This is a genomic window from Streptomyces gilvus (genome assembly GCF_022513565.1).
In the GTDB taxonomy this organism is placed as follows: Bacteria; Actinomycetota; Actinomycetes; order Streptomycetales; family Streptomycetaceae; genus Streptomyces; species Streptomyces gilvus.
The window spans coordinates 16367-28796 of the sequence record NZ_JAKWBE010000002.1 but is presented as its reverse complement, the minus strand read 5'-3'; the positions used below and the strand labels follow the sequence as shown (position 1 = coordinate 28796).

Below are 12430 nucleotides of genomic sequence, written 5' to 3'. Positions count from 1 at the left end.
ATGCGGGCGTTGCAGCCGCAGCCGAGGGGGGCATTTCCGTGATGCTAAATGGGCTCCGATTAAGCGGTCAACGGTGACCAACGCCACAATCAACAACCGTTGGAATCCCGTTTGCGTTCGACACGCGACATCAAGGGGCTTGCATGAGATAGCGGACCACACGCGGCCAATGGTTCACATCGGTCGTTCCGCGCTCTTTCCGTCGGGGACGGCGTATCCAGCCACAGAAGGCCATCGCACGGTGATCACCACGGAGTCCTCCTCGGCGAACCAGGAGTGGTCGACCCCCTGGCCCCAGACGACGTAGTCGCCCTGCTGCTCCAGCACCACGCTGCGGCCGGGGAACTCCAGACGAAAGCGTCCGCTGATGAGGACCAGCAGGGCTGTCCGCACCTCGCCCTCCACCCACCGCGCTCGTTCCTCACCGCGCGAATGGACCCCCCACTTCACCTCGACCGCCTCACTGTGCCGGGGGTCGCCCTGCTCCTTGAAGTGCCCGAGCAGCCACCCCCGGTCCATCGCCGCGTCCTTGCCCGCACTGCCTACGTACACACCGTCGTCCATGACACGAACGCTAGCAATCGACGGCGCGGTGTCGGCGCTCGGAGTGATCAACCGCGCACCGCATGCCGGTGTCGGTCACCGCGACCGGTCGACCAACCGATGTGCGGCCACCTCCGCTCCGTCGATGCGGATCCGGCTTCCCAGGGACTTCGCGCGCGCCCGGGTCTCCGGTGACAGAGCGCTCTTGAGCGCGATGCCCAGCGATTCGACGGTCGTGGCCGACGCGTCGAGGGCCGCACCGAGGTCCAGTGCCGCCACCCGGCCGGCCCAGTACGGGTTGTCCGACAGTTGCAGCGGTATCACCACTTGCGGCGCCCCCGCCCGCGCCGCCGTCAGCGTGGTACCCGCGCCCCCGTGGTGGACCACGGCGGCCACCCTGCCGAACAGACTCTGATGGCTGACCTCGCCGATGGTGAAGCAGTCGTCCCCGTCGTCGACGAGATCCAGGCCCGCCCAGCCACGGGACACCAGCACGCGGTACCCCAGAGCGCGAATCGCCTCGACGGCCATGCCGCCGATGCCCTCGGCCGGGGACATGCTGCCGAAGCCCACATAGACCGGCGGACTCCCCGCGTCCAGAAACCGCACCAGGTCCGCCGGCAGGGGACGTTCGTCAGGGAGGGTCCATGCGCCCGTCTGTACGACGTCGAGGCCGGGAGTCTCGGGCCACAACCCCAGTACCGGATCGGCCGCGAGCCACGGACGGTCGGTGAGGATGTGATCGCGTACGTTGTCCACCGGCGGCAGACCGAGCGCCGCCCGGTGGCGGTTGAGCGCCTCGCCGAACTGCGCGTTGACGTTCTGGGCGTCCACCTCCCACAGGGCCCGGTGGTCGGCGGCCTCGGGCTCCGGCCAGCCGGGTCGCGGAGGCGGCGCGTGGTGGGGCGAGGGCAGGTGGACCGCCGCATAGCTCACGTACACGTAGGGGATCCCGGCCGCCTCGGCCACGGATCGTGCGCCGACCTGCCCCAGACCTGCGGCCACCACCACGTCACATCCGTCGAAGGCGGCGGGGAAGGCGGCGAACTGGGTCTCGACCAACTCGTTCCGATAGCGGGCCAGATCCGTGGCCGAGGGCAGGGTCTTGCCGCGCATCAACTCCCTGACAGGTGGCCCGACCGGCACGGACTCCACCCCGATGCCCGCCAGCCGCTGGGCGAACTCCTCGTCCGGCGGGGCGCACATCCGCACTGCCACGCCCAACGCCCGTAACCGCACCGCGAGGGCCAGCAGCGGTTCGACATCGCCACGTGTCCCGTACGTGGTCATCAGCACCCGCATGGAGTGTCCTCTTTCGTCGGGTCTTCCGCGATCGTCGCGGTCGCCTCACCTCATCGCGCTCGCTCCTGGCGGTCAACTCGACGATTCCGCACCACAGTTGGATGTTCGGGAGTTACCGGAAACCGGCATCTCAGTTACTGCGGTCGCGTGCTGGTGCAGGTGATGCCGGAGGTTCGGCGTCGGTCGGCCCTGGGCAGCCTGTGCTCGGCGAGTTGTGCAAGGTCACCCATCGTCCACACGACCGGAGTGCTGCGCGATGCAGAGTTCGTCCACATCCGTACCCGATGTTTCGGTCATCCTGCCCTGCGCCGGACACGGAACGCGTTTCGGGGCTCCCTATCCGAAGGAACTGCACTGTCTGGCTCCCGGGGTCACCGTGCTGGACCGCAGCCTGGAAGCCGTGGTGGAACTCGCCAAGAGCGGACTCAACGTACGTCTGGTCGTCGTGTTCGCGACGCACAAGCTGGAGACGGTGAGTTATCTCGCCCGCTATGCCGACACCTTCCAGATGGTCTTCGTCTACCAGGACGAGTCGTTCGGAACCGGTCTCGAGGGGGCGATCCGCTCCGCCCTGCCGATGACCCGGGGGCCGGTGGCCCTCGTCCTGCCCGACATCGTTGTCGCCGGGTCCGACACACCGGGCAGACTCCTCGACGCCTTGCGGCAGGTGGAGGTGGCGGGCTGGAGCGTGGTGGCCGCCGAGGAACGGGATCACGACACGCTGCGGCAGATGGGCGCGCTGGCGGTGGCCGAGGCGGGTGGCGTGCTGACCGTGGGCGCGGCCACCGACAAGCCGGCCGATCCCTCGGGCTTCAACGCGTTCTGGGGCATGGTGGCCGTCACCGAGAGTGAGGCGCACAAGCTGCCCGACGTCGTGGGCACGGGCACGAACCCGTTGGCGGGCGCGGTCGCTCTCATGGTGGAGGGGATCGTCAACTACAACACGCCCGCGGGCTGACGTCGCCGGCGCGTAGCGAGGGTGAGGGGAGATCGGCGTAACGGCCTCGGTCGTCGGCGAGCAGCGGACGTCAACCTTTCGCGGTACCGCGCGGGTTGCAGGAACCTTCGGCGTACCGCCGTGGGCGGGGCCGGGGTTCAACCCGGCGTGTGACGACCCGGCGCGGGCCCGTGCGTAACTTCTTGCTCCGGCACCACAGGGCGGCGGGTGACCCGGCCCCGGTACGGCCATCAGGGCGAATCCGGGGGTGTCAGCCGCCACGGAGGTGTCCGCACGCCCGGCCCGCCGACCACGGGCCGGAACCAACCACCGAAGGGGGAAACATGAGGGCAGGGAATCGGCTCGGGGAACGGTCCTGGCTGCGCGGGCCGGCCGTGGGCGGCCTGGCGGGGCTTGGGCTGGTCGCCGCGCTGCTGGCCTCGGCACCGGGCGCGTCCGCCGACCCGGCCGGGCACGGCACGGGTTCCGTGCATGCGCGGGGCGCCTGGTACGCGGTGCCGCGGACCGGGGGAGGCAACCCCGGCAAGGTCACGCTGCGGGCCGGTGCTTCCACCACCAGCAGGTCCGTGGGGTCGGTCAAGGCGCCCAAGGGCGCCTGGTGCTGGCACCAGGAGACGAACTGCGGTGACTACGTCAACGGGGGCAGCTACCGCTGCTACTCGGGGGCGCCGAAGTACCGCGACTGGCTGCCGGTGGCCGCGTCCAACGGCAAGCGGGTGTACGTGGCACGGCACTGTGTGATCGCCACGTACAAGTAGCCGCGAGGGGCCGGCGGCCCAAGGTCCATGACGCCGGCCTGCGTACGGCTGTACGCCTGACCTCGCTCACACCGCACAGCAGTCAGGCAGCTCCTGACATGACACGGTACGCGCTCATCGGCCTGATGGACTGTCAGGCGTTCAGGACGCGTTCAGGTAGACGCTGCCAAGGTCGATCACGGCGATCGCCGTCGTGCGGTCGCCTCACGTCACAGGGCGCTCGTCCCGTAGAGGGGCGGGCGCCCTGCAGTTCGACCGCATGGGAGCCCCCACCTTGCAGAAACCGGACATGCTCACCGACCTCGACGTCGCGAGCACGACCAAGTCGGTCATGAAGAAACTCCCGGAAGTGACGTCGGCGTTCTGGATCATGAAGATCGCGGCGACCACCCTCGGGGAGACGGCCGGCGACCTGTTCGCACAAACCCTCAAGCTCGGCTACTTCCTCACCACGATCGCGCTGTTCCTCGTCTTCGTGGTGACGCTGGTGATCCAGCTCCGCTCCAGCCGCTACAACCCGTTCTTCTACTGGACCGTGATCCTGTCGACCAGCATGGCCGGCACCACGATGTCCGACTTCATGAACCGCGACGCCAGCACCAAATACCTCTCGTACGGCGCCACTTCGCTGGGCTGGGGCCCGCAGGGCCTCGGCCTCGGTTACCCCGTGGGCGCAGCGATCCTCATCTCCGTCCTGCTCGTCATCTTCACGGTCTGGAAGGCGACCGGAATGACCTTCCAGATCCGTGACATCGTCACCTTCCGGGGCGAGGCCCTGTTCTGGTCGGCGATCCTCGTCTCCAACACCCTCGGCACCTCCATGGGCGACTTCCTCTCCGACAGCTCCGGCCTCGGGTACGGCGGCGGCGCCCTGCTCGTGACAGCCGCGCTGGCTCTCCTCGTCGCCCTGATGAAGGTGCCGGCCGTGCCGAACGTGCTGCTGTTCTGGATCGCGTTCGTCCTGACCCGCCCCCTGGGCGCCACGGCAGGTGACTTCCTGACCAAGCCGGTCGCCAAGGGCGGTCTCGACCTCGGCACCGCGGGTTCTTCGGCCGTGCTGCTCGCTGTCCTGTTCGGCCTGATGGCCCACGCACAGCTGCAGGAACGCAGGACCGCCGCCCCGCGGCAGGCCGAGCCGGAGCCGGTCGACCAGCAGGCCCACTGACTTCCGGGTGTGAACAGTGCTCGGCGTCAAGTGCTGTTGCCTTCGCCGGGCGGTGAGGCGTCCGAGAACCTGAATGGACGGTCGTTTCGTCCAGCTGATCGTGAAAGGCATCGCAGGCCTCCAGGAGGCGGACCTCGTGCGTCGCGTCGCCGACGGTGACCGGGCGGCGTTCGACGAGTTGTACCGGTGCACCTCACCCTGGTTGGCGGCGCGGCTGCACCGTCGCTGCGCGGACGAGGACGTCGTCGCCGACGTTCTCCAGGAGACCTGTCCGGCGGTGTGGCACGCCGCCGCCGGCCCATCACCGCGACGGAACCACGCCCGCTCGTCTACACCATCCATGGCGGCGGGATGGTGGCGGGCTCCCACCGGCTGGGGATACCGCTCGACTCCGCGCGACTGATCGCGGTTGCCTGAACGCCCCTGCTATGGTGCGCCGATGTCTTCGATCAAGAAGTTCCAGGTGACGTTCGACTGCGCGGACCCCGAGCGGGTGGCCCGCTTCTGGTGCGAGGTGCTGGGGTACGTTGTGCCGCCGCCGCCCGAAGGGTTCGCCTCCTGGGACGACTTCGACCGTTCCCTGCCGCCCGAGCGGCAGGGAACGGCGTTCGCCTGCGTCGATCCCACGGGTGTCGGTCCGCGACTGTTCTTCCAGCGTGTCCCCGAGGGCAAGGTCGTCAAGAACCGGGTGCACCTCGACGTGCGCGTGGGCACCGGACTCGTGGGCGCGGAGCGCCTCGCCGTCCTGGAGGCCGAGCGCGAGCGACTGGTCGCGCTCGGCGCGGTGTGCGAGCGCGTGCTGATCGCCGACGGGTTCAACGAGTCGTGCATCGTGATGCAGGACGTCGAGGGCAACGAGTTCTGCCTCGACTAGGAATGCGTCGAGGCCATGGAGAAAGGCCCCGGTCACCACAGTGACGAGGGCCTTCGAGTGGGTTGGAAGAGGGGTGCCCCGCCGGGTCATGGCCGGCTCGAGCCCCGGTGAGCGGGACATCTTGCAGCGGCCGGGACGGAACCGGGCCGTCAACCGTGCGAGGCGTGTCGGCGTGCGACGCCATGCCAGTAGTCGGCGGCGTGCGACGTCCGCCGCAGGATCCGGTCCGCGGCGGGCGGGGCCGGCCAGAGCTGCAGCAGATAGTGGTCGAACGGCTCACCGCCGTCGAGGACGGCGAGTTCGTCGTCCGGCGTATGGTCCATGCCGCGCGCGCAGTACCGCACCCGGTGGTCGGTGATGGTCAGCCCCACGTCGCACAAGGGCCCCTCCCCCCACGGCAGGACGACCGTGGAGGTCGAGGCCGGCCGGAAGGAGGCCTCCACCACGTCCTCCCAGACCTCGTCGACAGGGGGAGCGGTCTCGTGCACCTCCACCGTCAGTCCGACGCGCCCCGTGTGCAGTCCGGTGGTCAGAAACAGATAGCCGGGAACGGCCGCACCGCACAGACCGTTGCGCTGCCCCGCGCGGGGTGGCCACGGCTGGGCGCCCCACCCCTCCGTCCGGCTCTCCACGGAGAACTGACTGTAACTTACGGGTAGTTCCCCGCTGTACACGGTCCGCATGACCACCCTCCTCCAGTCCGCCCAGTATGCGGACCACCGCACCTCGGGATTGCGTACCCCGGTTCAGGCGCCCTGCGCTCCGAAGAGGTACTGGTGGGCGAGGTCGATCAGGAACGGGCCGCCGTAGGACGGGTAGCGCTCCAGGATCGCCTTCTTGTACGCCTCGCCGTCTTCACCGAGCAGTTCGCGCGCGTCGGCCAGGTCGCCGCGCAACTCGCCGTAGACGGCGGGCGTCGCGGGCAGGCCGTGTCCGGCCAGGATCGTGTCGTACGACGTGTCGGCGGCCAGGGCGTCGACCGCCTTCCGCCAGCCGTCGATGTCGTCGTTGCCCAGGAACAGATGGACGGCGTGGTACACGAGGTCCTGCGCGACCAGGACGCCCTGCTCGGGCAGCCTGATGACGAGTTCGTCGGCCGACTCGCCGCCGGCCACGGCCTCGAAGACGAACGGCACGCCGTCGACCTCGGTACCGGGGCTGATCTCCACGGTCGGCGTGACGTCGGTGACCGGGATGAGCGTGCCGGTCGGGTCCTGGGAGTCGCCCTGGGCGGCGATCTGGTCGCGCACGGCGGGCAGCGCGTGCACCGGCGCCCCGAACCGGGCCGCGCCGTGGAAGTGGTCGGGGTGGGCGTGCGAGACGACGAGCCGGTCGATCGGCTTGCCCAGTGCCCTGGCATAGGCGACGACCTCGTCGGCGTACCCCAGCGCGTACTGCGCGTCCACGGCCACGATCCGGGCCCTCACCCGCGCCTGCCTCGCGGCCACCGGACAGCCCGTCAAACAGGTCATCGACACACGGGTCGCCCTCCAGCCGCAGCGTCTGCTCGCCCACAGCGACGAGCCGGTCGCCGTCATCGCCCGCCGCCTCGGCTTCTCCGAACCCACCAACTTCGGCAAGTTCTTCACCCGCCACACGGGCACGACGCCGGGCGCCTTCCGCCGGACTCACAACTCCGCCGAATCCCCCGAGAGATCTCTCCCCCAGGTCACTACGATGTGACCGAAGACAACCGAGCGACCGGTGCACCGGGGGAGTGCCCTGCGTGCCGGTCGGGGTCGCCGATGCCAGGGTCCGCTCCCCGGGCTGCGGTGATCTTCCTGCCCCAGGAGGACCTTCCGCATGTTCCGACGTATTGGCACCGCGGTCGTCCGACATCCCGTCTGGACGATCGTGGCATGGCTGATCGCGGCGGTGGCCATCGTCGCCACCGCTCCAAGTCTGCCCTCGAACAGCGACGAGAGCAGTTTCCTGCCCAAGAGTTACGAGTCCATCAAGGCCGCGGACCTGCAGGAGAAGGCGTTCCCCAGCGCCTTCACCCCGTCCGCGATCGCGCTCTACCAGCGCACCGACGGCGGAAAGCTCACCGCCGAAGACAAACAGGACGTCGCCCGCATCACCACCGAGCTGGGCAACAAGCACATCGACCAGGTGCAGAAGGTCGTCCCCGGCCAGCCGTCCAAGGACGGCAGGTACGACCTGACCCTGGTCCAGATGGACAGCAAGAACGCCGGCCAGCCCAAACAGGCCGACGCCGCCAAGGTGTTGCGCGACGACGTCAAACAGCTGGCGAAAGGCACGAATCTGGAGGTGAAGCTCGGCGGGTCGGCCGCACAGGCCCTCGACCAGCAGGACTCCTCCAAGCGCGGTGAAGCGCTGATCGGCATCGGCACGTTCGTGATCATCCTGGTCACCCTGCTGATCATCTTCCGTGCGCCGATCCTCGCCATCCTGCCGCTGATCACCATCGGCGTGGTGTCGGCGATCGCCAACGGTCTGATCGCCTACGCCACCAAGCTGTTCGGTCTGCAGGCCAACAGCTCCATCTCGTCGATCCTGATCGTGGTGCTGTTCGGCGTGGGCACGGACTACTTCCTGTTCCTGATGTTCCGCTACCGAGAACGGCTGCGTGCCGGTGACGAACCCAAGCAGGCCATGGTCAACGCGGTCGGCCGGGTCGGTGAGGCCATCGCCTCGGCCGCCGGCGCGGTCATCATCGCCTTCCTCGCGCTGGCGCTGTCCACGCTGGGCTTCCTCAAGCAGATGGGCCCGGCCCTGGCCATCGCCGTCACCGTCACGCTGATCGCCGGCCTGACCCTGATCCCGGCCGTGGTCTCGCTGATCGGACCGAAGGTGTTCTGGCCCTCCAAGTCCTGGCGACAAGAGCCGGACAACGCCCGGTTCGCGGCCCTGGGCCGGGGGGTGCAGCGCCGTCCGGCGCTGACCGCCGCCCTCTCGGGTCTGGTCCTGCTCGCCCTGTCGTCCGGCATCCTCGGCTTCCACGCCACCTTCGACCTGGCCTCGGGCTCCATGCCCAAGACCAAGGAGTCGATGGTCGTCCAGGACCAGATGCAGAAGGCGTACTCGGCGGGTGCCGCCGCGCCGACGGACGTCTACCTGTCCAGCACCGACGGCAAGCCGCTGGACAAGTCCGGCTTCACCGCCTACGCGCAGAAGCTCGGCGCGGTGGACGGTGTCGCCTCCGCGCGGATGAACCAGCTGAACAAGGACGGCACGACCGCCGACTTCACGGTCACCCTCAAGTACGAGGCGTCCACGGACAAGGCGATCAACGCCGTGAGCAAGGTGCGCGACGTCGCCCACGCCAACGCCCCGGACGGAACCAAGGCGCTGGTCGGTGGCATGTCCTCGATCTACAAGGACATCGACACGGCGGTCAACCACGACTACCGGACCGTCTTCCCCGTCGCCGCGATTCTGATCATGGTCATCCTGGGGCTGCTGCTGCGCAGCGTGGTCGCACCCTGGTACCTGATCGCCTCGGTGGGTCTCGGCTTCGGCGCCACCCTCGGTGCCACCGTGTGGATCTTCCAGGAGGCGCAGGGCAAGTCCGGCCTGATGTTCATGCTCCCGGTGATCATGTATCTCTTCGTGGTCGCGATCGGCACCGACTACAACATCCTCATGATCGCCCGGCTCAGGGAAGAGGCCCGCGAGGGCCGCGAACCCCGGGAGGCGGCCGGCATGGCTCTCCGGCACGCCGGGCCGACGGTGGCCGCGGCCGGGTTCATCCTGGCGGCGACCTTCGCCACGATGATGCTGGCCGGCAACTCGCTGCTGACCGAGATGGGTTTCGCGGTCTCCTTCGGCATCGCGGTCGCCGCCTTCGTGATGGCGATGTTCTTCACGCCCAGCCTCACCGCCCTGATCGGACACGCGGCCTGGTGGCCGGGGCACGCCGACCGGGCGCGGGAAGGCGCCGTCCCGGACACCGGATCCATCGATGCCGGACCGGCGTCCGACACCAGTGGGGACACCGTCACCCACGACCCGGCCGGACGCCGCCGCTAACGGCACAACGGGTCTGCCGGGCCACCCGGCCCGGCAGACCCGCACTACACCCCGAGAACCAGCTCCACGGTGTGGTGTCCGGTCCCCTCGGCGGGTACGACGGCTTCAGCCGGCCGCCCGTCCACCGCGCACTCCACCACCCGGCTGCCGCCCCCGCTCAGCGCGATGTCGAGGGTCATGCCCCGGTAGCGCAGTCCGCGCAGACTCACCGCTCCCCACTCCGGCGGCAGACACGGTCGCAGGCGCAGGGCGTCCTCGGCGAAGTCCAGACCGAACAGGCCGTCGTGGACGAGGCGCAGGTACGCCGTGACGGACCACGTCTGGCCGGGCTGTGACACGAAGTGCTCGGCCCGCCCGCTGCCGCCCTCCTGCCAGCCGCCGTCGACGGCACCACTGACGGAGTCGTACAGCTCGTAGAAGCCGTCGCTCGACGCGACCAGCGTGGCGAGCTGTCCGACGGCCCGTGCGAACAGGTCGCTGCGGCCCGCGCTCGCGGCCGCGGTGCCGAAGAGGCCGTGCACCATCGGCCACACCATGACGTTGTGCCGTCCCGGCCTGGCGTCGTCGAAGCGCGGAAAGTGCGGCCAGACGTTGACGACGCCGTGCGGCTGCCAGTGGGTGTTCTCGAGGATCCGCTGTGCCCGCTGCCCATCGGCCGGCCCGCACAGCAGCGCGAGGGCGAGACCTGCCCCCTCCTGGGAGGCGTCGACCGTGCCGTCGCCGTTGACCAGGTAGGCGTACGTCCCGGCGTCCGCACGCCACAGATGCCGGTCGACCGCTCGGCGCAGGCGTCGCGCGTCCGCCCGTAGGGACGTGGCTCGAGCGGGCTCGCCGAGGCTGTCGGCCATGTCCGCGAGCGCCGACTGGGCGCCGAGGTAGAGGCAGTTCGTCGACAGGCACATCAGCCGCTCGGTGCCGGGATGGTCCAGTACGAAGGACGAGCGCACCCAGGCCGAGGCGGGCGGGCTGGGATAGCCGGAGATGCCGTCGTTCATGAAACCGGGCCCGCGGAACAGTCCGTAGGAGGGGTCGAAGTCGAGGGCCGTGCGTACGGCGAGGGTGTGGGCGGCGGTCCGGTACGCGCGGGCCAGGAAGACGCGGTCGCCGGTGACCCGGTAGTGGTGCCGGGCGGCCAGGATCCACACCACCTGGTCCCACCACTGGTCGTCCTGCTGCACGACGAGCCCGTCCGGGCCGCGGTCGACCACCGACCACAGCGTGTTGCGGCCGACGTCCGGCGCGAGCAGGCTCACCGCGTTCCACGCGTTGACGGCGGCGTCCCGGGTCCACCGCTGCGGCGCGGGATACCCGCCCCCGGCCCGTACGACCGTGCCGGGCGGGTAGGTCAGCAGCCCCGCCTTGTCGTAGACCGCCGGGTCGGCGGCGATCGTGTGGGTGTCGGCGAGAGCCGTCAGGGCCCTGGCGTACAGACCGCCGAGCCTGCGCTGGACGGTGGGGTCGGTGAAGGTGAGCGAGGGCATGGTGTAGCCGTTCCCGTCGGCCGTGGCCCGCGCACTCGCCGTGCCGAGGGCCGTCACCGCGGCCAGAAAGCTCCGCCGCGTCAGCCGCCCCCGGTCGATCCGTCTTCCCGCCGGCATGTTCCGCCCTTCCCGAACTCCCGGAGCCAGGATGACCCCGGGAGCTGTGGAACGAGCGAACCGGTCGGCGGTCGCGGGATCGGGCGCCCGGGCCGAACGCGATTCCGGACGGCTCGACCGAGATCAGGTGCGCGTCCTGCTGCGGGCGAGGGGGAGGGGGAGTCCGAGGCGGTCGAGGGGGGGGTGACGGGCGGTCTGGCGTGGCGAAGGGCGGTGGCGGGGGTCAGGGGAGGTCGTCTGGGAGGTCGGCCGCCGATTCCTCCGGCGCGAGGTCGGGCCGTAGCCGCAGCCAGGACGGCTGGCGCAGCATGCCCGCCCGGGTACGGGTGCTGTAACGGACCTCCCCGACCAGCCGCGGCACCACCCAGTGCGCGCCCGCCACGTGCGGCACGGGATCAAACGGGCATACGTCGGTCTCCGCGGCCCGCAACAGCTCGGCCAGCCGCACCCGCTCGGCCTCGCTCCAGCCGGTCCCCACCCCACCCACATACCGGAGCCGCCCCGCCGCCCGCTGTCCGACAAGGACGGCACCGGGCAGTCCCTCCAACCGTCCCTTGCCCGGCAGCCACCCGCCCACCAGCACATCCTCGCTGCGCATGTTGCGAATCTTGATCCAGGCCCGCGACCGCACCCCGGCCTCGTACACCGAGTCCAGCCGTTTGCAGACCAGACCCTCCAGACCGTGCTCGACGGTGGCCCGCAGGGCCTCCTCGCCGTGGCCGACGAGTGCGGTGGGCGTGGACCAGTGGGGCCCGCCGAGACCGAGCTCCTCCAGCAGCCCGCGCCGCCGGGTGTAGGGGAGCCCGGTGAGGTCCTGTCCGGCCAGGTGCATCACGTCGAACAGGACGAGATGGACGGGCACCTTCGTCGCCTGCCGTGCCGCCTTGCCCGGCGCGTGCGCCAGACCCATCCGGGACTGCAGCAACTGGAAGTCCGCACGCCCCCGTTCGTCCAACGCCAGCACCTCCCCGTCCAGTACCGCAGCCGTCCTCCCCAGCGCCGCGCCGAGTGGCCGGAGTTCGGGATAGGCGGCGGTGATGTCCTCCCCGGAGCGGGCGCGCAGCAGCACGGTGCCGTCGCCTTCCAGGTAGGCGACCACACGCTGGCCGTCCTGCTTGGTCTCATAGGCCCAGCGGGCGTCCTGGGCGACCGGCGGCAGCTTGCCCGGCGTGGCGAGCATGGGCGGGATCAGGGGGAGCGTCACGGGGTCACTTGTCGACACCCCGGCACCCCGCCACG

At 70.1% G+C, this 12430-nt stretch carries 11 protein-coding genes and 2 pseudogenes; 7 read left to right on the top strand and 6 right to left on the bottom strand.

Annotated elements, in window-relative coordinates; translation table 11 throughout:
* Nucleotides 1–174 precede the first annotated feature (174 nt).
* Together MKW14_RS04355 and MKW14_RS04350 are read right to left on the bottom strand one after the other, a co-directional pair.
* Nucleotides 175–564 (bottom strand): cupin domain-containing protein, encoded by a 390-nt coding sequence (locus tag MKW14_RS04355; RefSeq protein ID WP_240858985.1) that lies wholly within the window; start codon nucleotides 562–564, stop codon nucleotides 175–177.
* A gap of 75 nt (nucleotides 565–639) precedes the next feature.
* Complete coding sequence (locus tag MKW14_RS04350; protein ID WP_240858983.1) at nucleotides 640–1845, bottom strand: glycosyltransferase; 1206 nt, start codon at nucleotides 1843–1845, stop codon at nucleotides 640–642.
* A 256-nt stretch (nucleotides 1846–2101) separates the two neighbouring features.
* Between MKW14_RS04350 and MKW14_RS04345 the strand changes: the two genes are divergently transcribed.
* The 5 genes and pseudogenes from MKW14_RS04345 (at nucleotide 2102) to MKW14_RS04320 (ending at nucleotide 5600) form a co-directional block, all read left to right on the top strand.
* The gene (locus MKW14_RS04345) at nucleotides 2102–2803 is read left to right on the top strand and encodes an NTP transferase domain-containing protein (protein WP_240858981.1); all 702 of its coding nucleotides are present in this window, start codon (nucleotides 2102–2104) and stop codon (nucleotides 2801–2803) included.
* 323 nt (nucleotides 2804–3126) lie between these two features.
* Nucleotides 3127–3561, top strand: a complete 435-nt coding sequence (locus MKW14_RS04340) for a hypothetical protein (RefSeq protein WP_240858979.1) — start codon at nucleotides 3127–3129, stop codon at nucleotides 3559–3561.
* A 259-nt stretch (nucleotides 3562–3820) separates the two neighbouring features.
* On the top strand, nucleotides 3821–4726 hold the full coding sequence (locus tag MKW14_RS04335) for a COG4705 family protein (RefSeq protein ID WP_240858977.1): 906 nt from the start codon (nucleotides 3821–3823) through the stop codon (nucleotides 4724–4726).
* Nucleotides 4727–4799: 73 nt separating this feature from the next.
* Nucleotides 4800–5081 (top strand): annotated as a pseudogene (locus MKW14_RS04330) (RNA polymerase sigma factor); the annotation flags it as partial.
* Nucleotides 5082–5165: 84 nt separating this feature from the next.
* Nucleotides 5166–5600, top strand: coding sequence for a VOC family protein (locus MKW14_RS04320; protein ID WP_240858975.1), 435 nt, complete (start codon nucleotides 5166–5168; stop codon nucleotides 5598–5600).
* Between the two features lie 149 nt (nucleotides 5601–5749).
* Here the strand turns inward: MKW14_RS04320 and MKW14_RS04315 are convergent, their stop codons facing one another.
* Together MKW14_RS04315 and MKW14_RS04310 are read right to left on the bottom strand one after the other, a co-directional pair.
* Nucleotides 5750–6283, bottom strand: coding sequence for a hypothetical protein (locus MKW14_RS04315; protein WP_240858973.1), 534 nt, complete (start codon nucleotides 6281–6283; stop codon nucleotides 5750–5752).
* A gap of 63 nt (nucleotides 6284–6346) precedes the next feature.
* Nucleotides 6347–7048, bottom strand: coding sequence for an MBL fold metallo-hydrolase (locus MKW14_RS04310; protein ID WP_240858972.1), 702 nt, complete (start codon nucleotides 7046–7048; stop codon nucleotides 6347–6349).
* Between MKW14_RS04310 and MKW14_RS04305 the strand changes: the two are divergent.
* A pseudogene (locus MKW14_RS04305) lies at nucleotides 7011–7283 on the top strand (helix-turn-helix domain-containing protein); the annotation flags it as partial. The gene MKW14_RS04310 and the pseudogene MKW14_RS04305 overlap by 38 nt on opposite strands.
* 120 nt (nucleotides 7284–7403) lie before the next feature.
* Nucleotides 7404–9593 carry an MMPL family transporter gene (locus MKW14_RS04300; RefSeq protein ID WP_240858971.1) on the top strand — a complete coding sequence of 730 codons (2190 nt, stop codon included), beginning with the start codon at nucleotides 7404–7406 and terminating at the stop codon, nucleotides 9591–9593.
* 44 nt (nucleotides 9594–9637) lie between these two features.
* On the opposite strand, the gene MKW14_RS04295 is transcribed toward MKW14_RS04300, so the two are convergent.
* Nucleotides 9638–11191 (bottom strand): MGH1-like glycoside hydrolase domain-containing protein, encoded by a 1554-nt coding sequence (locus tag MKW14_RS04295; protein WP_240858970.1) that lies wholly within the window; start codon nucleotides 11189–11191, stop codon nucleotides 9638–9640.
* 223 nt (nucleotides 11192–11414) lie between these two features.
* On the bottom strand, nucleotides 11415–12395 hold the full coding sequence (ligD, locus tag MKW14_RS04290; protein ID WP_240858969.1) for a non-homologous end-joining DNA ligase: 981 nt from the start codon (nucleotides 12393–12395) through the stop codon (nucleotides 11415–11417).
* Nucleotides 12396–12430 lie beyond the last annotated feature (35 nt).

What these genes read in the sequence shown, in the direction of transcription:
- MKW14_RS04345 (WP_240858981.1), top strand. Translation starts at nt 2,102, where the DNA reads ATGCAGAGTTCGTCCACATCCGTACCCGATGTTTCGGTCATCCTGCCC.
- MKW14_RS04355 (WP_240858985.1), bottom strand. Translation starts at nt 564, where the DNA reads ATGGACGACGGTGTGTACGTAGGCAGTGCGGGCAAGGACGCGGCGATG.
- MKW14_RS04320 (WP_240858975.1), top strand. Translation starts at nt 5,166, where the DNA reads ATGTCTTCGATCAAGAAGTTCCAGGTGACGTTCGACTGCGCGGACCCC.
- MKW14_RS04340 (WP_240858979.1), top strand. Translation starts at nt 3,127, where the DNA reads ATGAGGGCAGGGAATCGGCTCGGGGAACGGTCCTGGCTGCGCGGGCCG.
- MKW14_RS04350 (WP_240858983.1), bottom strand. Translation starts at nt 1,845, where the DNA reads ATGCGGGTGCTGATGACCACGTACGGGACACGTGGCGATGTCGAACCG.
- MKW14_RS04315 (WP_240858973.1), bottom strand. Translation starts at nt 6,283, where the DNA reads ATGCGGACCGTGTACAGCGGGGAACTACCCGTAAGTTACAGTCAGTTC.
- MKW14_RS04295 (WP_240858970.1), bottom strand. Translation starts at nt 11,191, where the DNA reads ATGCCGGCGGGAAGACGGATCGACCGGGGGCGGCTGACGCGGCGGAGC.
- MKW14_RS04300 (WP_240858971.1), top strand. Translation starts at nt 7,404, where the DNA reads ATGTTCCGACGTATTGGCACCGCGGTCGTCCGACATCCCGTCTGGACG.
- MKW14_RS04335 (WP_240858977.1), top strand. Translation starts at nt 3,821, where the DNA reads ATGGGAGCCCCCACCTTGCAGAAACCGGACATGCTCACCGACCTCGAC.